21 protein-coding genes and 1 pseudogene are annotated in these 24,187 nt (G+C 39.1%); 10 read left to right on the forward strand and 12 right to left on the reverse strand.

Going from position 1 to position 24,187, the window contains the following annotated elements:
• Positions 1-122 precede the first annotated feature (122 nt).
• Both ACFSAV_RS00255 and ACFSAV_RS00260 read left to right on the forward strand, forming a co-directional pair.
• On the forward strand, positions 123-686 hold the full coding sequence (locus tag ACFSAV_RS00255; RefSeq protein WP_101775680.1) for an acetate uptake transporter: 564 nt from the start codon (positions 123-125) through the stop codon (positions 684-686).
• 239 nt (positions 687-925) lie between these two features.
• Positions 926-1,735: an alpha/beta hydrolase gene (locus tag ACFSAV_RS00260; RefSeq protein ID WP_379094848.1), complete on the forward strand. Its 810-nt coding sequence runs from the start codon at positions 926-928 to the stop codon at positions 1,733-1,735.
• 32 nt (positions 1,736-1,767) lie between these two features.
• On the opposite strand, the gene greB is transcribed toward ACFSAV_RS00260, so the two are convergent.
• The gene (greB, locus tag ACFSAV_RS00265) at positions 1,768-2,244 is read right to left on the reverse strand and encodes a transcription elongation factor GreB (protein ID WP_379094851.1); all 477 of its coding nucleotides are present in this window, start codon (positions 2,242-2,244) and stop codon (positions 1,768-1,770) included.
• A 168-nt stretch (positions 2,245-2,412) separates the two neighbouring features.
• On the opposite strand from greB, the gene ACFSAV_RS00270 reads away from it, so the two are divergent.
• Positions 2,413-4,728 (forward strand): Tex family protein, encoded by a 2,316-nt coding sequence (locus ACFSAV_RS00270; protein WP_379094854.1) that lies wholly within the window; start codon positions 2,413-2,415, stop codon positions 4,726-4,728.
• Between the two features lie 10 nt (positions 4,729-4,738).
• Complete coding sequence (gene yqfB, locus ACFSAV_RS00275; protein ID WP_379094858.1) at positions 4,739-5,053, forward strand: N(4)-acetylcytidine aminohydrolase; 315 nt, start codon at positions 4,739-4,741, stop codon at positions 5,051-5,053.
• 72 nt (positions 5,054-5,125) lie between these two features.
• Here the strand turns inward: yqfB and glpQ are convergent, their stop codons facing one another.
• From glpQ to glpT, 3 genes are all read right to left on the reverse strand, one after another.
• Complete coding sequence (glpQ, locus tag ACFSAV_RS00280) at positions 5,126-6,202, reverse strand: glycerophosphodiester phosphodiesterase (RefSeq protein ID WP_379094861.1); 1,077 nt, start codon at positions 6,200-6,202, stop codon at positions 5,126-5,128.
• 27 nt (positions 6,203-6,229) lie between these two features.
• A complete protein-coding gene (locus tag ACFSAV_RS00285) occupies positions 6,230-7,153 on the reverse strand; it encodes a YncE family protein (protein ID WP_379094864.1) in 924 nt (307 codons plus the stop codon).
• 93 nt (positions 7,154-7,246) lie between these two features.
• Entirely contained in the window at positions 7,247-8,692 is a 1,446-nt protein-coding gene (gene glpT / locus ACFSAV_RS00290; protein ID WP_379094867.1) for a glycerol-3-phosphate transporter, read from the reverse strand.
• Between the two features lie 292 nt (positions 8,693-8,984).
• Here glpT and glpA point away from each other — a divergent pair, with 292 nt between their 5' ends.
• Genes glpA through glpC form a run of 3 tightly spaced genes read left to right on the forward strand, consistent with a single transcriptional unit; the run spans position 8,985 to position 13,232 of the window.
• Positions 8,985-10,676 carry an anaerobic glycerol-3-phosphate dehydrogenase subunit A gene (gene glpA / locus ACFSAV_RS00295; protein WP_379094870.1) on the forward strand — a complete coding sequence of 564 codons (1,692 nt, stop codon included), beginning with the start codon at positions 8,985-8,987 and terminating at the stop codon, positions 10,674-10,676.
• Entirely contained in the window at positions 10,666-11,952 is a 1,287-nt protein-coding gene (gene glpB / locus ACFSAV_RS00300; protein ID WP_379095057.1) for a glycerol-3-phosphate dehydrogenase subunit GlpB, read from the forward strand. Before glpA ends, glpB begins: the two co-directional genes overlap by 11 nt.
• Positions 11,949-13,232: an anaerobic glycerol-3-phosphate dehydrogenase subunit GlpC gene (glpC, locus tag ACFSAV_RS00305; protein ID WP_379094873.1), complete on the forward strand. Its 1,284-nt coding sequence runs from the start codon at positions 11,949-11,951 to the stop codon at positions 13,230-13,232. The genes glpB and glpC overlap by 4 nt, the downstream gene beginning before the upstream one ends.
• Positions 13,233-13,434: 202 nt before the next feature.
• Here glpC and ACFSAV_RS00310 read toward each other — a convergent pair.
• The 4 genes and pseudogenes from ACFSAV_RS00310 to tnaC all read right to left on the reverse strand — a co-directional run.
• Positions 13,435-13,630: pseudogene (locus ACFSAV_RS00310) on the reverse strand (IS3 family transposase); the annotation flags it as partial.
• A gap of 156 nt (positions 13,631-13,786) precedes the next feature.
• Complete coding sequence (locus tag ACFSAV_RS00315; RefSeq protein WP_379094876.1) at positions 13,787-15,013, reverse strand: aromatic amino acid transporter; 1,227 nt, start codon at positions 15,011-15,013, stop codon at positions 13,787-13,789.
• 72 nt (positions 15,014-15,085) lie between these two features.
• Entirely contained in the window at positions 15,086-16,501 is a 1,416-nt protein-coding gene (tnaA, locus tag ACFSAV_RS00320) for a tryptophanase (protein WP_379094879.1), read from the reverse strand.
• A 97-nt stretch (positions 16,502-16,598) separates the two neighbouring features.
• A complete protein-coding gene (gene tnaC, locus ACFSAV_RS00325) occupies positions 16,599-16,679 on the reverse strand; it encodes a tryptophanase leader peptide (protein WP_101775663.1) in 81 nt (26 codons plus the stop codon).
• A gap of 398 nt (positions 16,680-17,077) precedes the next feature.
• Here tnaC and ACFSAV_RS00330 point away from each other — a divergent pair, with 398 nt between their 5' ends.
• The 3 genes from ACFSAV_RS00330 to ACFSAV_RS00340 are packed head-to-tail and all read left to right on the forward strand — an operon-like array spanning position 17,078 to position 20,486.
• Positions 17,078-17,335, forward strand: a complete 258-nt coding sequence (locus tag ACFSAV_RS00330) for an oxaloacetate decarboxylase subunit gamma (protein ID WP_101775662.1) — start codon at positions 17,078-17,080, stop codon at positions 17,333-17,335.
• 18 nt (positions 17,336-17,353) lie between these two features.
• Positions 17,354-19,171, forward strand: coding sequence for a sodium-extruding oxaloacetate decarboxylase subunit alpha (gene oadA / locus ACFSAV_RS00335; protein ID WP_379094882.1), 1,818 nt, complete (start codon positions 17,354-17,356; stop codon positions 19,169-19,171).
• 10 nt (positions 19,172-19,181) lie between these two features.
• Positions 19,182-20,486, forward strand: coding sequence for a sodium ion-translocating decarboxylase subunit beta (locus tag ACFSAV_RS00340; RefSeq protein WP_379094885.1), 1,305 nt, complete (start codon positions 19,182-19,184; stop codon positions 20,484-20,486).
• A gap of 108 nt (positions 20,487-20,594) precedes the next feature.
• Here the strand turns inward: ACFSAV_RS00340 and ACFSAV_RS00345 are convergent, their stop codons facing one another.
• The 4 genes from ACFSAV_RS00345 to ACFSAV_RS00360 all read right to left on the reverse strand — a co-directional run bounded on the left by ACFSAV_RS00345 (position 20,595) and on the right by ACFSAV_RS00360 (position 24,181).
• Entirely contained in the window at positions 20,595-21,044 is a 450-nt protein-coding gene (locus ACFSAV_RS00345) for a hotdog family protein (RefSeq protein WP_379094888.1), read from the reverse strand.
• Entirely contained in the window at positions 21,031-22,260 is a 1,230-nt protein-coding gene (locus ACFSAV_RS00350; RefSeq protein ID WP_379094891.1) for a beta-ketoacyl-ACP synthase, read from the reverse strand. Before ACFSAV_RS00350 ends, ACFSAV_RS00345 begins: the two co-directional genes overlap by 14 nt.
• A gap of 9 nt (positions 22,261-22,269) precedes the next feature.
• Complete coding sequence (locus ACFSAV_RS00355; protein ID WP_379094894.1) at positions 22,270-22,749, reverse strand: hypothetical protein; 480 nt, start codon at positions 22,747-22,749, stop codon at positions 22,270-22,272.
• A 196-nt stretch (positions 22,750-22,945) separates the two neighbouring features.
• Positions 22,946-24,181, reverse strand: coding sequence for an NAD(P)/FAD-dependent oxidoreductase (locus tag ACFSAV_RS00360; RefSeq protein WP_379094897.1), 1,236 nt, complete (start codon positions 24,179-24,181; stop codon positions 22,946-22,948).
• Positions 24,182-24,187: the final 6 nt, after the last annotated feature.

Here is a 24,187-nt window from a genome sequence, read left to right on the forward strand (position 1 = left end):
TTGGTGTGCTTGTTTTATATACAATATTTTTTCGCTTCCCTCTTTATTTCTGGCGAAAGATCGTGGATACTATCGCACCTTTTATCGCCCGATATTTTTATTTATTTCTAAGGAAACTTGTTATGTCATCAGCAAAAAATTATGCAAACCCAGGTCCGTTAGGTCTATGTGGTTTTGCTTTAACAACATGGTTATTAAGTTTAATTAATGGTGGTTTTTTTGACGCGCAAAATTTAGGTCTTGTATTTGGTATGGCATTTGCTTTTGGTGGCACTGCACAAATTATTGCAGGTATGTTTGAGTACAAAAAAGGCAATACTTTTGGTTTCACAGCCTTTATTAGTTATGGTGCATTTTGGTGGTCATGGGCATTATTTGTTATCTTCTTTAAAGGTAATACCGCGCCACAATTTGTCGGTTGGTATTTAGCGATTTGGGGAACATTTACGTTAATGATGTTCTTGGCTTCTTTTAGCAAGCCACGTGCCTTACAAACGATTTTCTTCTTTTTAACACTGACTTTCTATGCATTAGCGATTGGTGATGCAACAGAAAACCACAGTATTGTGAATGTTGGTGGTTATTTAGGTTTAGTGACTGCCCTTTGCGCATTTTACTTAGCTGCAGCAGAGATGCTTATCGACTCTTACGGTCGTGAAATTTTACCAATCGGTGCGAAAAAATAGGCCATTATTGATACAAGGGAGCCACGAAAGCTCCCTTTTTATTTGTCTATTCTGTTTTAAATGCGGTCAGTTTCACTTAAATTTTCCTTGCTAGTTGAATTGACTTATTCCTTCTCGCTATAAAACCCATCAGTAAATTGTTTGCTTTATGTACAGCACAAGTCTATATTGCTTATTGAGAATATCAGGCAGTATCTCAGCTTTGGATGTCAATGCTTACATAATAAGAGAGGCGATTTATGAAAAAAATGATTTTAATCTCTAGTGTTATTTTAGGGCTTTGTTATTCTGCTGCCAGTATGGCATTTAGCGAGAAAAACATTGAAGTTTATAGCCAAGCGATGAACAAAAACATACCTGTCACAGTTGTTTTGCCAGAGGGATATGCCGATACCAAAAAATATAGTACGATTTATACGCTACATGGTTGGTCAGGCAACAATCGCAATTATCCAGATAAAACAGGACTGGGTGAATTAGCAGATAAATATGATGTGATTTATGTTTCACCAGATGGTAACTATGATAGCTGGTACTTAGATAGTGAATTGAAAAAAGACTCCAAATATTACACCTTTGTTGCAAAAGAGCTGGTGGAATATATTGATAAACATTATGCAACTGACCCAACGAAAGAACAGCGTGCAATTACTGGGTTAAGTATGGGTGGATTTGGTGCGTTATATATTGGTATTAAAAATCAGAATGTATTTGGTCAGATTGGGAGCATGAGTGGTGGTGTAAATATTGAACAGTTTAAAAATAATTGGGGAATCGCAGCTGTAGTGAATGATCATTGGCATAACTATAATATTAAGGACTTAGCACATAGTTTAATTTTTACTAAAAGCCAGATTATCATTGACTGTGGTATAGATGATTTCTTTATTGAACCAAACCGTGAGTTACATCGAAAACTACTCGATTTAAATATTCCACATACTTATACCGAAAAACCAGGTGGACACACATGGGCTTATTGGACAGATTCCATTGGACAACACACTTATTTCTTCACACAACATTTTACTCAGCATAAGGTAAAATAATTTCTCAAAGAGGCACATGGTTGTGCCTCTTTCTACTTCTCATACCAAATTTGATTCACATAGAGTACAACTAAACCTGATGGCGTTTCTACTTTAATTTCATCATCAATAGACTTACCAATGAGCGCACGTGCGACAGGGGAATCAATCGAAATCCAATTTTTTGCTGGATCAAATTCATCACAACCCACAATACGATATTGTTTTTCTTCACCTGCTTCATTTTCCAGAGTCACCCAAGCGCCGAAAAAAACTTTACCTTCTTGTTTGGGGTGATAATCAACAATTTGTAGCACTTCTAAACGTTTGGTGAGAAAGCGTACACGACGATCAATTTCACGTAAACGACGTTTGCCATAAATATATTCTGCGTTTTCACTTCGATCGCCTAACGCTGCTGCATCAGAAACCGCTTGTGTCACTTTGGGACGTTCATCTTTCCACAGAAATTTCAGTTCTTGATCTAACGCGTTCCAGCCAGCACGGGTGATATAATTTGATTTTGACATACATTTTCTCTTGTTTAATTGAGCCATTTATGCCCTTTAAACATGGGCTAAATCAATGTTAGTTTAGCATTATTTTTCTGCTGCAAAAATGATAAAAACTATTAATTAACCCTAAAAAACAGTATCCTATTGGCAATTTTTATCATGTTATTTTAAAGAAGTCGTTCTATGTTAAATCAACAAATCAGTCAAATTATTGCCACGGAATTAACCGTGCAACCACAACAAATTCTCGCTGCGATCCAATTATTAGATGAGGGTAATACCATCCCTTTTATTGCGCGTTATCGTAAGGAAGTCACTGGTGGCTTAGATGATACTCAACTTCGTCATTTCGAAACTCGCTTGATTTATTTACGTGAGCTTGAAGACCGTCGCCAAACGATTTTGAAATCCATCGAAGAACAAGGCAAGTTAACCGACGAATTACGTGATCAAATTCAGCAAGTACAAAGTAAAACTGAATTAGAAGATTTATATTTGCCTTATAAGCCGAAGCGCCGTACTAAAGGGCAAATTGCGATTGAAGCAGGACTTGAGCCATTAGCAGATCTACTTTGGTCAAATCCTGAAAATGAACCAGAATCTAGTGCACACACTTTTATTGATGCAGGAAAAGGTGTCGCTGACAGCAAAGCCGCATTAGATGGAGCAAGATATATTTTAATGGAACGTTTTGCTGAAGATGCCACACTATTAGCGAAAGTTCGCCGCTATTTACAGCAAAGTGCCGTGTTAGTTTCAAAAGTGTTAGAAAGTAAAGAAGCAGAAGGGGCAAAATTCCAAGATTATTTTGCTCACCAAGAATTACTCAAAAATGTGCCTTCTCATCGTGCATTAGCAATGTTCCGTGGGCGTAATGAAGGTTTCTTACAGTTAAGTTTAAATGCTGATCCTGAACAAGAAGAAGGCGTACGCCAAAGTTATTGTGAAGAGATTATTCGTGAGCATTTGGGTGTGCGTTTTGCAGGTCAACCTGCTGATAAATGGCGCGAGCAAGTGATTGCATGGACGTGGAAGATTAAAGTGGCATTGCATTTAGAAACGGAATTAATGAGCAGCCTACGCGAAAAAGCAGAAGAGGAAGCGATTGACGTTTTTGCCAGAAATTTGACCGCACTTTTAATGGCTGCACCAGCGGGTGCAAAAAATACGATGGGATTAGATCCCGGTTTGCGTACAGGTGTGAAAGTCGCAGTTGTGGATAATACAGGTAAATTACTGGCTACTGATACAGTTTATCCACATACAGGGCAAACAGAACGTGCCGCACTGGCAATTTATCAGCTCGGTAAAAAACACAATGTGGAGCTTATCGCCATCGGTAACGGTACTGCTTCTCGTGAAACAGAACGTTTTGTTAAAGACATTATGAAACAATTCACGGATTGGCAAGCCCAGACCGTTGTAGTGAGTGAGGCGGGTGCTTCAGTCTATTCTGCCTCGGAATTAGCGGCGGCAGAATTCCCAGAATTAGATGTATCTTTACGTGGCGCGGTGTCGATTGCACGCCGTTTACAAGACCCATTAGCCGAATTAGTCAAAATTGAACCAAAAGCTATTGGTGTGGGGCAATACCAACACGACGTCAACCAAAGTCAATTAGCGCGTAAATTAGATGCAGTAGTGGAGGATTGCGTAAATGCAGTAGGGGTAGATTTAAACACTGCCTCTGCCCCCTTATTGGCGCGTGTGGCGGGTATGACGAAAACTCTCGCACAAAATATCGTGGCATATCGTGATGAAAACGGGCGTTTCGACAGCCGTGATCAACTGAAAAAAGTCCCACGTTTAGGACCAAAAGCCTTTGAACAATGTGCAGGCTTTATGCGTATTGCAGCAGGGAAAAATCCGCTTGATGCGTCAGGTGTGCACCCTGAAGCCTATCCGGTGGTGGAAAAAATTCTACAAGCCACTGAGCAGTCTATCCAAGATCTGATGGGTAATGCCAGCGCCGTGCGTCAACTCGATGCGAAAAAATTTATTGATGACCAATTCGGTTTACCAACGATACAGGATATTTTCAAAGAACTGGAAAAACCAGGACGTGATCCGCGTGGTGAATTTAAAACCGCCACCTTTATGGACGGTGTAGAAGAAATCAGCGATCTGAAAATGGGAATGATTTTAGAAGGAACAGTCACTAACGTAACCAACTTCGGTGCTTTTGTGGATATCGGTGTCCATCAAGATGGTTTAGTGCATATCTCCTCACTTTCTGACAAGTTCGTGGAAGATCCACACCAAGTGGTGAAAACCGGTGACATCGTGAAAGTGAAAGTATTAGAAGTAGACGTCCCTCGTAAACGTATTGCTTTAACCATGCGTTTAGATGAAAGTACAGTCAAAAATTCAGAAAAAAGCGACCGCACTTTATCCACCAAGCCACGTACAAATCAACCAGTAAAAAGTCGTGATCGCAACACTGGTAACAGCGCTATGGGTAATGCTTTTGCGGATGCGTTGAAGAATTGGAAGAAGTGAGGAGAATAGTATGGATTCAAATAAAATCACCTTCTTCACCCGCTTTGAACAAGACATTCTGGCAGGACGTAAAACCATCACTATTCGTGATAAATCAGAGTCGTATTTTCAGCCAAATCAAATTTTGGCGGTGTATACTAATGAAACGGATCGTTTTTTTACCAATATTAAAGTGTTATCAGTAACCCCCATTCATTTTGATGATTTGTCAGAACAACATGCTCAACAAGAAAACATGACGTTACCTGAATTGCGTCAAGTGATTACAGATATTTATCCACAAGAGGAGTGGTTTTGGGTGATTGCGTTTGAGTTAGTGAAGTAATTAATCAATTAAGTAAAGTGCGGTCAAAATTCTTAACATTTCGACCGCACTTTTTATCACATCAGTTGATGACTATTTATTTTTCTTCAAAAACGCTACGCCAGTATCTGGGAAGTCAGTGAACACACCTGTTGCACCAGCTTTATTTAATAGTGCATCGTACATTTGGTTTACGTCGGTGAAGAATGCAGGTAAGGCATCTTTACGTACGGTATATGGGTGAAGCTCCATCTTATAATTAGCTAATTCTTTGACTAGTGGGGTGTAAACAATGTTGCCTGCTTTAGATTTTTGATCATCGATCAGCATGTACCAACCTGGTCCCACACCGTCCGCATATTTTGCTACTTCTGCCATAGCGCCTGGTTTGAACATCCAATCGTAATCATAGTTTACCCATTTACCTTGTGCATTTTTCTCTTCGGTTTCATGCCAATCCGTGTAGGCGACTAATTGAACAAGTTTGATATCCATGCCCATTTTTGGCATAAGTTCAGTTTTAATGCGTTTTAGTTCATTGAAATCGAATGTTTGCAGATAAACCATGTCATCTTTAGTGTCATAACCGTATTTTTTCAACACTTTTAATGTGGCAGCAGCAATATCTTTCCCTTCTTTGTGATGTAACCAAGGCGCTTTGATTTCAGGATAGATACCAATTTTTTTACCTGTGGATTTTTCTAAACCTTGGATAAATTCGATTTCATCTTCAAACGTGTGAATCTTGAAGTGGGATTTCCACAATGGGAAACGGTTTGGATATACTTGAACTTGTTTGCCGTTTTCTATTTTAAAGTTTTCAGTCATTTCAAGACTTTGAATTTCTTTTAAGGTGAAATCCACCACATAATAACGACCATCTTTTCTTGCGCGATTTGGGAATTTTTTAGCGACATCTGTTAAGCCGTCCAAGAAGTGATCGTGAATGACAATTAAACGATTATCTTTGGTCATTGCTAAGTCTTGTTCTAAATAATCTGCTTTTTGACCAAATGCTAATGCTTTAGATTCAAGTGTATGCTCTGGTAAATAACCACTTGCACCACGATGCGCAATGATAAGTTTGTCGCTGTTGTTCATCATACTTTGGCTTGAACAAGCTGCTAAGGTTGAGACCGCAACTGCGGTAGCGATTGCTTTTAATTTCATAGATGAATCCTCTTGTTGATCAAGTTATTATTTTTCACATCTTGGTTTCATATCGTAGAAATACAGCTCATTGATTTCACGATCGTAACCCGGATAGAAACCTTTTGGCATACCTAAGACAATTTGTTTGCCTCGATTAGAATGAATAATCATTTGTTTAGTCATTGGATTAACCACTAATCCTTCGATTTCACCATAATCTTTTACATCATCTAAGGTACGTTCTAAGACAACACGTCCTTCGTTATTTTTATTTGAAATCTCTACTCGATATAAATGATCATGCTCTTTTTCATCTGCGGTACCGTCATCAGCGGTCAGATACAATTTACCTTCATAGGCAAATACCCCTTGAATCCATTGTGGTACAGGCTGTAAATGCACTTTACGCTTATATTTACCTGTTTCGAGATCATATTCATATAAATATCGACCGCTTTCTTCGCCTACCCAAGAGGCCATCCAAATGCTTTGATTGACTGTATCTACAGTAATCCCTGATACTTCTACTTGCCCTGAATCAGGATTGAAGTCAAAAGCACGTTTTAACGCAAGTGTGTTGGCATCATGAATTGCAATTTGAATGTTTGTCCCTACACCATCAGCAAACCATTCTGATGAAACATACAATTCATTGTTATAAATATCGATATCACCAATATGGTTAGCTTCTTTTTGATAACCAACAAAAGGTGTTTTGTTTTCATGAACTAACTTACCATCCATATCATATTTGGCGAGCGTTGTACTACCTGAAACATAAAGATATTTGCCATCGGTTGTGATACCTTGTCGACCGCTGACTTCCATGACTTTATGTAATTTGTATTCATATTCAGGTAATGCCGTTTTATGTGGCAATTGGCAGGTATCTGTTGCTAGCGCAGTTTGCACTAAGCCAAGTGATAGAGTGAGGATAGATAAAGAAAAGGTGAATTTAGTGAGTTGCATAGAGATTCTCCTTTCAAGTTGTATCAATAGGTAATTTGATTGCATAAAAAAAGGAAGAATGTTTTCACATATCTTCCTTTTTTATTCCATTAATTATTTACCATAGTGATCGTCAAGTCTTGCTTTATGTTTGCTTTCTTCGATCATCGTAATGAACATTAATAAGATAGCTAAAATACCGCCAACAATCATGACATAGAAGCCACCGTCCCAGCCATAGAATTCAGCTGCCCAACCTACTACAGCAGAGGCTGATACTGTACCGCCTAAGTAACCGAATAAACCTGTAAAGCCTGCTGCAGTTCCTGCTGCTTTTTTCGGTGCAAGTTCGAGTGCATGTAAACCAATTAACATTACAGGACCGTAAATTAAGAAACCGATGGTGGTCATTAAGATAAAGTCAGTTAATTGATATGGGTTTTCATACCATGCATGACCTTCATAAAGTGCTAATTCAGATTCTGGTGTTGCAGGGTTCATCCATAGTGCAACTACAGCAATTGTGGTTAAAATCATGAAGATGAAGCCAGTTAAGCCACGTTTACCTTTAAATACATGGTCAGATACCCAACCACAGAGTAATGTCCCTGGAATAGCTGCTAATTCATAGATAGTATATGCCCAAGCAGTTCCTTTAATGTTGAAGTGTTTTACTTCGCCAAGATAAACTGGTGACCATTTTAATACACCATAGCGAATTAAATAGACAAATACGTTAGCGATTGCGATGTACCATAATAATCTATTTTTCAATACATAAGTCACGAAGATTTCTTTAGTTGTTAAATCGTGCTCATAAGTTTTTTCATTATAATCATCAGGATAGTCATTACGCCACTTTTCAATTGGTGGTAAACCGCAAGATTGTGGCGTATCTTTCATCACAAAATAGATAGGAATTGCAGCAATCATTGCGGCAATACCCGGATAGTAAAGCGCTTGTTGCCATACATCTTTTGCCGTAGCTTCAACACCATGAGTACTGAAATAAATCGCACTTGCAAGTAATACCATTGCGCCCGGTACCATTCCCCCTAAGTTGTGCGCAGTATTCCAAATCGAAACGATAGAACCACGTTCTGATTTAGACCACCAGTGTACCATTGTACGACCACATGGCGGCCACCCCATTCCTTGGAACCAACCGTTTAAGAAAATGAGAATGAACATGACCGCAATACCAGAAGTTGCCCATGGCATTAAGCCCATCATGGTCATACATAAACCAGAGAGTAAAAGACCGAATGGTAAGAAGACTTTTGGATTTGAACGGTCAGAAATAGATGCCATAAAGAATTTAGATAAGCCGTATGCTAAACCAGCCCCTGTACCGATAATACCAAGTTCAGCTTTGTTATACATACCTGCTTCAATTAATCCTTTTTGTGCTAAGTCGAAGTTTGCACGTACAAAGTAATAAGCCGCATAACCAAAAAAGATGCCCGCAAAAACTTGCCAACGCAAGAAACGGTATCTGGCATCTATTTTGTCCGCAGGAAGCTCCGGAATATGCGGAGCGGGTTTAAATGGACCAAACATACAATTCTCCAATAGGTTAAACGAAACAAAAAATGAAAACATTCTCTTAACAAGAATCTTACACAGATAATAAGGGAAAAGAAAAAACTGAAAAGCGAAATTGTGCTAATTTGTGAGTGATTTCACAAAAAATATTGCGTTCTTGCACTATTTAGAAAATAAATTGTGATGTTTATCACAATTGAGTTTTCTTTTTCGATCAAATGATTGTTTGTTTGTGCTTGTTTAGCCTAAAATGGCAGCAGAAGTATCGTTTATTTGAGCGTTTTTTTGTTTATGTGGGAGAGGAAAGATGAAAATATCACCTCAAATATATAAAAATACCGCAGATACAAGCCCTATTAGTACAGATGTGATTATCATTGGTGGGGGCGCCACTGGTGCAGGGATTGCCCGAGATTGTGCATTGCGCGGTATTGACTGTATTTTATTAGAGCGGAGAGATATTGCTACAGGCGCAACAGGGCGCAATCATGGTTTGTTGCATAGTGGAGCAAGGTATGCAGTGAATGATCAAGAATCTGCTAAAGAATGCATTGAAGAAAATAAAATTTTGCGCAATATCGCTCGTCATTGTGTAGATGAAACAGAAGGTTTGTTTATTACCCTACCAGAAGATGATCTTGCCTATCAGAAAAAATTTATCGAAAGTTGTATCGCATCAGGCATTGAAGCTGTCGCAATAGAACCTGAACTTGCTAAACGTTTAGAACCTTCTGTGAACCCAGAATTAGTGGGTGCCGTGGTGGTGCCAGATGGTTCTATAGATCCTTTCCGTTTAACTGCGTCTAATATGTTAGATGCGACTGAAAATGGTGCACGTGTTTTTACTTATTGCGAAGTGAAAGGCTTAATTCGGGAAGGTGGAAAAATTATTGGTGTGAATGTTTATGATCATAAATATAAAGTACAACGCCAATTTTTTGCACCTATTGTTGTTAACGCTGGCGGCATTTGGGGGCAAGGTATTGCCGAGTATGCAGATTTAAAAATTAGAATGTTCCCAGCGAAAGGTGCGTTGTTAGTGATGGGGCATCGAATTAATAAGATGGTAATTAATCGCTGCCGTAAGCCTGCTGATGCCGATATTTTAGTACCAGGGGATACTATTTGTGTCATTGGTACCACATCAAGCCGTATTCCTTATGATCAAATTGATAATATGATTGTCACACCCGAAGAAGTAGATATTTTATTCCGTGAAGGGGAGAAATTAGCACCTTCATTACGCCACACTCGTGTATTGCGTGCTTATGCTGGCGTTCGTCCTCTAGTTGCAACTGATGATGATCCTTCTGGGCGTAATGTGAGTCGTGGCATCGTGTTACTCGACCATGCAGAACGTGATGGTTTAGAGGGTTTTGTGACCATTACTGGTGGTAAACTGATGACTTATCGCTTAATGGCTGAATGGACAACCGATTTAATCTGTCAAAAATTAAATAAAACTGCGCCATGTATTACGGCAAAACAGCCATTGCCCGGTTCGAGTGAAAGCCGATTAGAAACTAGCAAGCGTGTCATTTCTTTACCAAGTACTATTCGTTATTCTGCCGTATATCGTCATGGTTCGCGTGCTACGCGTTTGTTACAAACAGAACGTTTAGATCGTTCATTAGTTTGTGAATGTGAAGCGGTTACTGCTGGCGAAGTGCGTTATGCTGTTGATGAATTAAGTGTGAACAATTTGGTTGATTTACGCCGTCGTACGCGTGTTGGGATGGGAACTTGCCAAGCTGAATTATGCGCTTGTCGTGCGGCAGGTTTAATGGCGCGTTTTAGCGTGGTAACGCCACGTCAATCCACTACACAACTTGCTTCTTTTATGGAGGAACGCTGGCGTGGTATTGAGCCGATTTGTTGGGGGGAAGCCATTCGAGAAGCTGATTTTACCTCATGGGTTTATTACAGCTTACTTGGCTTAAATGATGTGAAACCGCTTGAACAGCAAGCACAGCAAGGGACAGATGACAATGAATTTTGATGTAGCAATTATTGGTGGTGGGCTTGCCGGTTTGACATGTGGGATTGCTCTCCAACAACAAGGTAAACAATGTGTCATTATTAATAATGGACAGGCAGCAATTGATTTTTCATCTGGCTCAATGGATTTACTTGGGCAGTTACCAAGTGGTTGCCCAATTCAGCATTTTGAGCAAAATTACACCGCTCTTTATCAACAATTACCGCAACACCCTTATTGTGTGATTGGTCAAGAAAAAGTCATGGCGAAAGCACAGCAGTTTGAGCAATTGGCACAAGAGTTGAATCTCGGTTTAGTCGGTTCAAGTGCACAAAATCATTTACGAGTAACTCCATTAGGTAGCTTGCGTAGCACTTGGTTATCGCCAAATAGTGTGCCGACAGTGGGTCAACATGCTGTTTTTCCACATGATAAAATCGCAGTATTAGGTATCGAAGGTTATCATGACTTCCAGCCACAGTTATTGGCGGAAAATTTAGTCCAAAATCCACAATTTTCACATTGTGAAGTTACAACAGGTTTTTTAAATATTCCTGAATTGGATCATTTACGTAATCATTCGCGCGAGTTTCGTAGTGTGAATATTGCACAATTATTGGAGCATAAATTAGCGTTTAGTGATTTAGTACGAGAAATTCGAGAAGCCGCGCAAGGGGCAAAAGCGGTATTTTTGCCTGCTTGTTTTGGCTTAGAAACACAAGAATTTTTTAACGCACTGAAACAGGCAACTCAGCTTGAATTATTTGAGTTACCTACTTTGCCGCCATCATTACTAGGCATGCGCCAACATAAACAACTGACCCACTATTTTAAACAATTAGGTGGTTTTATGATGAATGGGGATAAAGTTGTAAGCGCTGATGTAGAAAATTATCGAGTGAAGCGAGTCTATACGCATTTACACCAAGAAGTACCAATCACAGCATCTGATTTTGTGCTCGCTAGTGGTAGTTTTTTCAGTAAAGGATTAGTGGCCGATTTTGATAAAATTTATGAGCCAATTTTTCAAGCCGATATATTGGCGTATAAGGATTTTAATGCTACAGATCGTATGACTTGGACGAGTAATCGTTTTGCTTCGCCACAGCCTTATCAAGCAGCAGGCGTCATCATTAACGCGCAATGCCAAGTACAAAAGTGCGGTCAGTTTTTTGAAAATTTATATGCCATCGGTAATATTTTAGGTGGTTTTAATGGTATTGAATTAGGTTGTGGTTCTGGGGTTGCAGTTGTGACTGCTTTGGTTGCAGCAGAACACATAGGGGGTGGGCTATGAATATTCAACAATTGATTGAAAATGCAAAACAACATGCTACTACACCCATTTCTCATCAACAGATTGATGAGAGTTTTGAAAGCTGTATTAAATGTACAGCTTGTACTGCGGTTTGCCCAGTATCACGTCAAAATCCTTTTTATCCAGGACCAAAACAAGCGGGACCAGATGGTGAGCGTTTACGTTTAAAAAGTGCAGAACTTTATGATGAGGCATTGAAATATTGTACTAACTGTAAACGCTGTGAAGTAGCTTGTCCTTCTGATGTGAAAATCGGTGATTTAATTGTACGAGCCAGAAATAATAATGTCGCTCGTCAAAATAAGCCACTCATGCATAAATTACGTGATGCAGTATTAAGTAATACGGATATTATGGGCAAAATGAATACGCCGTTTGCACCGATTGTAAATACGATTACAGGTTTAAAAGCTACACGTTTCTTACTTGAAAAAACGTTAAGCGTTAGTAAACATCGCACGTTACCAAAATATTCTTTTGGCTCTTTTCGTAGTTGGTATTTGAAAAAAGTAGTAGATGAGCAAGCATTGTATAAAGATAAAGTTGCTTATTATCATGGTTGTTATGTCAATTACAATAATCCACAACTTGGCAAAGAGCTGATTCAAGTCTTCAATGCCCTTGATATTGGCGTGGTATTGCTGGAAAAAGAAAAATGTTGTGGTTTGCCATTATCAGTGAATGGTTTTCCAGAAAGAGCAAAAAAACAAGCAGAGTTTAACCTAAAATATTTGGGTAAGACGATTGATGAGCGTGGTTTAGAGGTAGTGGGAACATCTTCAAGTTGTACGATGAATCTACGTGATGAATATCATCATATTTTAGGCATGGACAATCAAAAAGTGCGTCCACATGTGCATATTGTGACACGTTATCTGTATCAATTAATGCAAGCAGGTAAAAAATTCCCATTTAAAACATTGCCATTACGACTTGCCTATCATACGGCTTGCCACGTAGAAAAAGCAGGTTGGGCACCTTACACATTAGAGGTATTAAAACAAATTCCAGGTGTTGAAATTGTGATATTACCGTCACAATGTTGTGGTATTGCAGGTACTTACGGTTTTAAAGCGGAGAATTATGAAGTTTCACAAGCTATTGGCAATCCGTTGTTTAATTATATTAATGAAGGTGGTTTTGATTACGTTATCTCTGAATGTGAAACATGCAAATGGCAGATTGATATGTCAACTCAGTTAACTTGTTTACACCCAATTACGCTATTGGCGATGGCATTAGGCAAATGTGAAGAATAAGAGCTTAATTCTAGATTTTAGGTGTGATTTACAGGGGGCTTATCTGGTCCCCCAAATTAGACTGATTAATTGAAAGATTGTCGTTCGATATTGTATTGGGCTTGTATTTTTAGATAGTTTTTTATTGCCAGCTTCAGCATCTGCACAACTTGTTGTCAATTTGGATGACGACTGGTTTGATAGGTTATCATTTTATTTATTTAAATAAATCTAAAATAGGAAATAGGTAAAGCTTATTACCATCTTTTTAAATTCTGTTATATCCGTTATCCTTTATTGGGTTTATCTGCATGAAAGCTACGCTGCAAGAGATTTTTTGCTACATTTTCTACTATGTCATCATAGGAATTATATTTCCGCTTCATTTTCTGTTTTACTTGTAATCCCAATATTTTAATGTAGACGGAAGTGATTGATGATGTTGAAAATAGAATTCGACAACTTGTTGTTTGAAATGTTAATTATACTTGGTAATAAAAATCTGCACCTTAGTTAGTTTTGTCGTCCAACTTTTGAGGTGCAGATCATATATCTCTTATAATTGATAATGATAATTAGCCTTTAAAGGCAGGTAGCATATTGAACATAGCAAGGAAATGGAATAGCGCAGTAGCAATACCAAATAAGATCACAATAACAATGGTCACATTCCCGCCAGCTACTTTAAATCCAGTTTGACCATTTGGCATAGTACGCGATTTTCTAGCAAGCAACGCTGGGATAATACATGTCCAAATTGTTGCAACTGCACCAGCATAGCCAATCGCTTTTAAGAAACCAAGTGGGAAGGATACAGATAAAATCAATGGTGGTAAGAACGTCACCGCCCAAGATTTAAAACGTCCTTCTTTGCTGTTATCAAATTTAAAGAAGTCAGCTAGGAAGTCAAATACTCCTAAGCCAACCCCAATAAATGAAGATAAAATAGCTGCTATAGAAAACGCATTAATCGCTTGTTTTACTGATGCAGATTCAATCACATTACCCAGTGCACTCAGTAGTACATCTAAATTCCCACCGCTTTCAAGTACAGGTCCAAATTGGTTACGAGGTAAATTGCCAAAAATTGAAATAACCCATAATAAATAAAGTGCTAAAGCAATCGCAGTCCCACCTAAAATCGCATATTTTGCTTTACACTCATCACCATAATAAGCGCGCATTGTTGCAACAGAATGGTGATAGCCAAACGAAGTCAATGCGACAGGTAACAGCCCCATTGCATACATAGCGTAATTAGAATCAGTCCCTTTTGTATCAAACAATGTTGCTAAATCAATATTCACAGTGAGACCAAATATACTGAAAATAAATGACAATGACATAAACACAATCAAGATGACAGATACTCGGTCAACAATACGCGTAGAATGCCAAACAAAGAATGAAAAAACTAACACAAAAATCACTGACCAAATACGTGAATCAAGTTCAAAAAATGGGGCTGCCAACCCACTTAAAATCCCACCTGAAGCAGTTGTATAAGCATAAAGCAAAATCCCGCCCACAAAATAGACAGCTAAGTTATTGATCACATTCACTGAATTACCCAGCATAGCCTTAGTCACGGTATTAAATGAAGCACGCAGATCATAATGTTTATACGCTTCTAACAATAACCAACCTGAAACCGTCATGGTTAACATCGTAAAGCAGATGGTCAGAATGGACCAAATTGTCCATGCACCTGCACCAGAACTTGGTAAGCCTAGCATTCCTGCGCCGACACACACACTGGCAATAATACAGGCACCACCGAAAATTGAAGGCGTCTTTTTCATAATGCTTTTCCCTTTTCATAAAATAAAATGAAAAATGCAGTTTCTGCATAAACAGAAACTGCATTAAGTTTTTTAGACTTCTTTTAAGCGTGCCGTAAAGTGGCGTAACACTTTGGGTTCATAAGTAAAGGTTAAACCCTTAATATTTTCGGCATTCTCTTTGACGTGCTTAAATGCTTCGATAATGAAATCCATATGTGTCTGAGTATAAGTTGCACGCGGCACAGTTAAACGCAATAACTCTGCTGGGCAAGGGAGTTGTTTACCTGTTTTTGGATCACGTCCTAATAAGAATGAACCAATTTCTACTGCGCGTATCCCTGCAACTTTATACAACTCACAAGCAAGTGCTTGTGCTGGGAATTGATCTGCTGGAATATGTGGTAATAATTTACCCGCATCAACGAATGCGGCATGTCCACCTGGCTGTTGGCAAACTACACCAATTTCCTCTAACCCATTTACTAAATATTCAATTTGATTAATACGATAAGCTAACCAATCTTGATGCATACCATCACGTAAGCCAACCGCTAAGCGCTCCATAGCACCACCCTCTAAACCACCATAGGTTGGGAAGCCTTCTTGTACGACACAAAGCGTACGGCATTCGTTATACACGTCTTCCATCCGTTTATCTTTGAAACATAATAAGCCACCCATTGGTACCATTGCATCTTTTTTAGCGGACATTGCTAATGCATCGGCATACTTATAACTTTCATAAGTAATTTGTTCGATGGTCCATTCTTTATAACCCGCTTCGCGCTGTTGAATAAAATAAGCATTTTCTGCAAAACGGGCAGAATCCATAATGACGGGAATATCGTATTTTTGTGCAATTTCATACATGCCACGCATATTAGCTAATGACACAGGTTGACCACCCGCAGAGTTACAAGTAATGGTGCATACAATATAAGGCACATTATTTGGACCGACTTCCAGAATGCCCTGTTCTAATTTTTCAAGATCAAAATCGCCTTTAAAATCAGCATTAACACCTGTATTAAACGCATCTTTCGTATAAACATTACGCACAGTTGCCCCATTGATTTGGCTATGACCTTGTGTGGTATCAAAGAAATAGTTTGAAAATACCACCATTTTGCTACGATCTAAGCCTTTCTCTTGCTCACGTTTTTTGATTAATACAGGAATATAAATTTGCTCCGCACCACGACCTTGATGGGTTGGAATGGTATATTCATAACCAAAAATCTCTTTTACCGCATTCGCTAGCGCATAGTAACTACGGCTACCACTATAAGCTTCATCACCACGTAACATTGCTGCTTGCATTTCTTGTGTTATCGCGCCAGTACCACTATCCGTCAATAAATCAATAAACACATCTTCACTATCTAATAAAAATGGATTCATACCTGCTTTTAAAATTGCTTCGTCGCGATATTCACGCGTTGTTCTTTTCACAGGCTCAATAACACGAATACGAAACGGTTCTGGTAAATGTTTAAAGTTTTCCATAATAAAATCCTTAAAATTGAGATAAACAATATCCAAGAATAAATAAGCATTTATTCTTTATAATGAATTGAACGAATGAATATATGAAAATTGGGGATTAGCGAATTATGGGAAAAAAGAGTGACAATTTTGGATCAACAATAATCCAAACTTGATTAGGTGATAAAATTGACATCATAAAATTATCCTTTTGTTTAGTAAAAGATAACAACTTATGGGTGAGAATTTCTCTCGGCTATAAATTAAACATGTATGGTTAATTTGTCACCACTAAAATGCCAGAGTTGTGAGTCGAATCACAAAAATAATATACTAGAAAATAAAAAATTCTTTCTAACAGTAAAATAGTATATAAAGGTAAAAGCCTTTTATTTCAAAAGAATATAATTAAACCAATCAATTATCATTGAGTGTTATAAGGATACATTTGTGATGCTAATCATGCTTAAATTTTGACCTAGACCAATAAAACTTTGATTAAATCGACCGCACTTCTTTTTTGTGACCCATATCAAATTTTTTCTCCACAAAAAGAAGTAATATTCCACATTATTATTCAAAAAAAGGAGTCTTAAAATGACAAATGCAGAACTTCTGCAAGAAGGCTTAAATTTGATGTTTGCCGGCGTAGGATTTGTAATGCTATTTTTATTCATCCTGATCTACGCTATTGAACTCATGTCTAAGCTGGTCAATCGTTTCTTTCCAGAACCCGTTTCAACTCCCGTAACAAAAACAACAATAACTCAATCTGAAACTCACGATTTAGCACATTTACGTCCTGTTATCGTCGCTGCGATCGCACATCACCGTCGTCAACAAGGGCTCAAATAACTTAAAAGGAAATAAAAAATGACTACTCAAAACAAAAAAATTGCCATTACTGATGTCGTGTTACGCGATGCCCATCAATCTCTTTTCGCAACTCGTATGCGCCTTGATGATATGCTACCAATCGCACACGAGCTTGATCAAATTGGTTACTGGTCGCTTGAAGCATGGGGTGGGGCAACTTTCGATGCCTGTATTCGTTTTTTAGGTGAAGATCCTTGGGTCCGTTTACGTGAACTAAAACAAGCGATGCCAAATACACCATTGCAAATGTTATTGCGTGGTCAAAACTTATTAGGTTATCGCCATTATGCAGATGACGTAGTTGATCGCTTTGTTGAACGCTCAGTAAAAAATGGGATGTCAGTTTTCCGTGTATTCGATGCCATGAACGATCCACGTAATATGAAACAAGCATTACAAGCAGTGAAACGTAATGGAGGTCATGCACAAGGTACATTAAGTTATACCACAAGTCCTGTACACAATTTAGAAACTTGGTTAGAGATTACAGAACAACTATTAGAAATCGGGGTAGATTCTGTCGTTATTAAAGATATGTCGGGTATCCTAACGCCAGTAGAAGCGTATAAATTAGTCAGCGAGATCAAACAACGCTACGATGTTCAGCTTCACTTACATTGTCATGCCACCACAGGTATGGCTGAAATGGCGCTACTCAAAGCGGTAGAAGCAGGCATTGATGGTATTGATACTTCAATTTCATCCATGAGTGGCACTTATGGTCACCCTTCAACAGAAGCTTTAGTTGCTACACTACAAGGCACACAATATGATACAGGCTTAGATATTAACAAACTTGAACACATTGCTGCTTACTTCCGCGAAGTACGTAAAAAATATGCCAAATTTGAAGGACAGCTTAAAGGTTCAGATAGCCGTATTCTTGTAGCGCAAGTCCCAGGCGGGATGTTAACTAACTTAGAAAGCCAATTAAAACAACAAAATGCTTCAGATAAGCTTGACGAAGTATTAAAAGAAATTCCACGCGTACGTGAAGACTTAGGTTTCATTCCGTTGGTAACACCAACCTCACAAATTGTCGGTACTCAAGCCGTAATCAATGTCCTAATGGGGGAACGCTACAAAACAATCGCAAAAGAAACCGCGGGCATTTTGAAAGGTGAATACGGTCGTACCCCTGCACCAGTGAATGCTGAATTACAAGCTAAAGTGTTAGATGGTGCACAACCTATCACAGACCGTCCAGCAGATCACATTGCACCTGAAATGGACAAACTAGCTGATGAAATTAAGCAACAAGCAAAAGAAAAAGGCATTAAGCTTGCTGAAAATGAAATTGATGATGTCCTTATCGTTGCTCTCTTCCCACAAATTGGTTGGAAGTTCCTCGAAAATCGTGGTAATCCAGATGCCTTTGAGCCAGCACCAACCTTAGATACGGCAAAACCAACAGAAAAATTAAGCACACCAGCGCCAAAAGCGATGGCAAGCACAGGGTCTGCGGTATATACCGTAGAATTAGAAGGTAAATCTTTTGTGGTGAAAGTCACTGATGGTGGTGAGGTGAGCGATATTGCACCAGCAGCCTCAACTCAGCCTGTACCACAAGTTGCCCCTCAACCTACACCAGCGGCAGCAGGTGGCACACCAGTGACTGCGCCAATGGCAGGTAATATCTGGAAAGTCGTAGCAAAAGAAGGTCAACAAGTCGCTGAAGGGGATGTACTATTAATTTTAGAAGCCATGAAAATGGAAACAGAAATTCGTGCAAGCCAAGCCGGTACAGTACAAAGCATTAGCGTGAAAGCTGGTGATACAGTTGCCGTTGGCGATACGCTAATGACATTAAGCTAATGAGGTTGTTATGGAAAGTATTCTTTCATTATTGCGTGGTATGGGAATCATGCACCTTGAGCTAGGTCAGGCATTAATGATGCTGATTAGCTTAGTGCTACTCTGGCTCGCAATTGCACGAAAATTTGAGCCATTACTCCTCCTGCCAATTGGCTTCGGTGGGCTTCTATCCAATATTCCAGAAGCAGGTCTTGCGATGAGTGCTTTAGATAATCTATTGCATTCTGGTAATGCTGAACAACTCGCGATTGTAGCAGCTAAACTCAATACAATAGCTGAACCCGAGGCGATCAAGTCTGCACTTACAAATGCATTGCCTTCTGTACAAAATCAGTTAGAAGTGATGGCAGGCGACATGGGCTATACCGCAGGCGTATTAGCGTTGTTCTATAAGGTCGCTATTGGTTATGGTGTCGCTCCGCTAATTATTTTTATGGGGGTAGGAGCCATGACTGATTTTGGACCACTCCTTGCTAATCCACGTACATTATTACTGGGTGCGGCCGCCCAGTTTGGTATCTTTGCAACAATTATTGGTGCATTATTATTAAACTGGACAGGATTAATCAGTTTTACCTTACCACAAGCTGCCGCTATCGGGATTATTGGGGGAGCCGATGGTCCAACTGCAATTTATCTTTCCAGTAAATTGGCGCCTGAATTATTAGGTGCAATTGCGGTTGCGGCTTATTCTTATATGGCATTAGTGCCTCTCATTCAACCACCAATTATGAAGGCACTCACAAGCAAAGAAGAACGCAAAATTCGCATGGTACAGCTACGTAATGTGAGTAATCGTGAAAAGATTTTATTCCCGATCGTATTAGTTACTCTTGTTGCCTTGTTATTACCTGATGCAGCGCCATTACTCGGTATGTTCTGTTTTGGTAATTTACTGCGTACTAGTGGTGTGGTTGAGCGCCTAAATGATACGGCACAAAATGCCTTAATCAATATTGTGACGATCTTCCTCGGTTTATCTGTGGGTTCAAAATTAGTCGCCGATAAATTCTTACAGCCACAAACCTTAGGTATTTTACTATTAGGTGTTGTTGCCTTTGCTATTGGGACAGCAAGCGGTATTTTAATGGCAAAACTGATGAACAAAATCTGCAAATACCCAATTAACCCATTAATTGGTGCTGCTGGTGTGTCCGCTGTACCAATGGCAGCTCGGGTTGCCAATAAAATTGGTTTAGAAGAAGATCATCAGAACTTCTTACTCATGCATGCCATGGGACCAAACGTTGCGGGCGTTATTGGCTCAGCAATTGCCGCAGGTGTAATGTTGAAATATGTTTCGGCAATGATGTAAAGCATACCAAGTGCGGTCACTTTTTTTAAAATTTTGGTGATAAAAAATCCTCATTATCTAAACGGATAATGAGGATTTTAATATGGTGAATAGAAATTATCACTATTGTTATACTGCCTCATTCGGGCTGAACACATTTAATGCACCTTCTAGAATAACTTGTTCACTCGCCAAATCAATGAGTTGGCAATCAAAAACCCCGAAACCTGTTGCATCTTGAATCGACATTTTTACTCGGATTTGAAGATGGCTACCAATAGGAATTTCTTGTGTATGAATATGCAATTTACGTGTGCCAAGTAAATAACCTAAGCGTACAGGTTGATTAGCTTGTATAGCCATACAACCAGACCAAGCCGCAATACCTTGTGCCATAATTTCAATTCCAGCAAATGTCGCGAGTTGACCTTGCTTTAACAAAATATGATCTGGGCGAATCGTACTTTCTGCAACTAAAAAATCATCACCGAACGCTGTAATACGATCAAGCAGTACCATTTCACCACTGTGAGGCACTAAAGGTGCGACATCATCAATAGGGCAATTAAGCGCTATCATTGCTTTCTCCTAAAATAAGTACCGAATTATTACCACCAAAAGCAAATGAGCTACTTGCCCCAATTCGCTGCGCTGCTTGCCAATGACTTTGTCCATCTGTAATTGCAAGTGAAGGCAAATTATGGTCAGCTTGTTTATCCCATAACTGGGCTGGTAAGCGCCCTGTTGGGTTATATATTCGACTAATAATTCCCCATAGAATGCCAGCCTCGACCGCGCCAGCCGCGCCGAGTGTATGTCCAGTATAAGGTTTAGTGGTTGTACAGGCTGTCTGCTGACCAAATACATGTGCAACTGCAAGACTTTCCATCTGATCATTATGTGTTGTCCCTGTACCATGCAAATTAATCCAACCAATTTGCTCTGCTGTTAATTGTGCTGAGGCTAATGCATTTTGAAAAGCACTGATTGCCCCTTCACCTTCAGGATGTGGCGATGACATATGATAGGCATCACTACTCGAACCATAACCAAACAATTGAATATGATGTTCATCTAATGGTTCGCGACTCATAACAAATACCGCCGTGCCTTCCCCAATATTAATCCCATTGCGATTCACGGATAACGGATTAGTTTGTTGCGGCGAAAGTACCGAAAGGGAATCAAAACCTCTTATTGTTAAAGGCGAAAGAGTGTCCACACCACCGCAAATCACTGCGTCGCATAATCCACTTTTTAATAAGCGAGCAGCGCTAATTAATGCTCTCGCACCTGATGTACAAGCAGTAGAAATCCCATAGGTTAATCCTTGTAAACCATAAACAGCGCATAAAAAATCTGCTGGTGCAGAGAAAAGTTGTTGCTGTTGATTAAACGTAACAGCTGACCAATCATCATGGGCTGCACCTTGTTTAAAAACGGGCATATTTTCATCCACTCCCGTGGTTGATGTCCCCATCACGACAGCAATACGTGCACGTCCAAACCGAGTTATTGCTAACTGAATTTGTGGTTCAATTTGTGCTAGTGCATGCCATAATACTTGGTTATTTCGACTGTGATGAATAGGATCAAGGCTATCAGGAAAAGGGCGTAATATCTGATCAATTTCGCCGAATACACCTTGCTTACCCGCAATCTCATGTTCGGCGAAGACTTTATTTGATACTTTTAATGGGGAAGCTTCGCCATTTAACAAAATGGAAACATGTTTTTCAATGCCTGCTCCTAAAGCCGTTAATATGGCAGGTTTTGTTAAAAAGAGTTTTTGCATAATTTCATGTTATTGTTCTAGTTCTTCAATGAGCCATTCAGAGCCATCGACTAAATAAATTTTTACACCATTATTGCGTGGTGCAAGCGTCCATACTTTTTTACTATTGATAAAATAATCTTGCCCTCTTGCTGTTGCTTCAATTTGGCTAAATGCAAACAGTGGCTGGCTAGTAGTGAAATACGTCGCAATAGCTGAAAATAATTGTTGTGCTTGTTTATTTGGCATCACAAAACCATCATTTTGCCAACCTTGTTGAGTTAATAGTAAACGGGCAATAGGCGCACCTAAAGGGTCTGTTTGTACCCAGCGCCATTGTTGTGCTTGAAATTGAAGCACTAATAAGCTTTTTTCATTGTGAGGTTGCTGCTGTGTAACAACAAAAGTTCGATTAGCCAACGATTGTTGAGGTAATGGCGCAAGCAAAGGCAATGATGAGCAAGCACTCAATATCAGTAACAACCAAAACAACATTATTTTTTTTAACATATATTTACTATTACAATGTCATCATCTTAACGGCAATATAACAAATTTCCTTTTAAAAGCCTAATCAGCGAGTGTGGTCTATTTTTGACTTATTTTGCTTAATACTGCTTAGAAAAGCGGTATGATGTTGTTATGCTTTAACCTCATTAGACAATAAAAATTTCGACAAAAGTGACCGCACTTTTACTACGGAGTCTTAATCTTGTGTTGCCACACCACATAGTTGCGCAAGTGCATTTAATCGCGCTTCGGATTTCGTCACAAACGGATTTTTTTCATCCCATGCATAGCCAGCCAAAATAGAGGATAGCATTTGGCGAATTTCAGGCTGTGGATGACGTGCATAAATCACATCTTGAAAACGTGTATCGTACCAACCATTGACATAAGTACGGAATGCATTCACACCAACCATTAATGGATTAGCAAATTCTGCTTGCCAATCTACTAGCTGCCCTTGCAGTTGACGTGGAATTAATCGGCTTGCTAAACGTGCAGAATGTAACGCAATTGTCACGCCAGAGGAAAAAACAGGATCAAGAAACTCTGCAGCATTACCTAATAATGCGAAATGACGTCCATGCAAGCTTTTCACATTAGCAGAGTAGCCTTGAATATTGCGATATGGAAACTCATTATCCCAATTGGCATTAGCAAGAATACGTCGCAACATTGGTGCTTCAAGTGCAAATTTTTTCAGTACGCTTTCACTATCACCTGCAAGTGTTTCAGGTAAGCCAACAACCCCAATAGAGCAACGGTTATCTGCAAATGGAATTAACCATAACCATACATCCCTATGATGTGGATGGGTTGTGATTAAAATTTTATTACGATCAAAACTTGGATCGCTGATGTTATCATCAATGTGCGTAAAATGTGCGATACGAGCAGGTAAATGAGAAGGAGTTTCTAAATCAAGTAAACGCGGTAAAACTCGTCCATATCCACTGGCATCTAAAACAAATTTTGTCTTCAATTGATAAACTTCACCCGCTTCAGTTTTCACCTCTAAAATGGCCTGTTCGCCTTGATTATCAAAGGCAAGAACTTCATGCCCAAAGCGAACTTCTACCCCTTTTTTGGCGGTTTCATCAATTAAGATTTGATCAAAAATGCCACGTCTAACTTGGAAAGTCGTGCCTGGTCCCGCAGTAAATTTATCAGTGAAGTCAAAATAAGTATAACGATTACCCCAAGTAAAAGCGGCACCATTTTTAAACTGGAAACTTTTTTCTGCATTTACTGCTTCCACTAAATCTGCTTCCGCTAAAATATCCATACAATAAGGTAATAAACTTTCACCGATCACAAAACGTGGAAAATGCTGCTTTTCTAAGACACAAACCTTTAACCCCTGTTTTTTAAGTAATGATGCAGAAACTGAACCTGAAGGTCCTGCACCAATAATAACCACATCGAATTGATTCATGTTGTT

It is taken from the genome of Pasteurella oralis, from assembly GCF_042681465.1.
GTDB lineage: Bacteria > Pseudomonadota > Gammaproteobacteria > Enterobacterales > Pasteurellaceae > Pasteurella > Pasteurella oralis.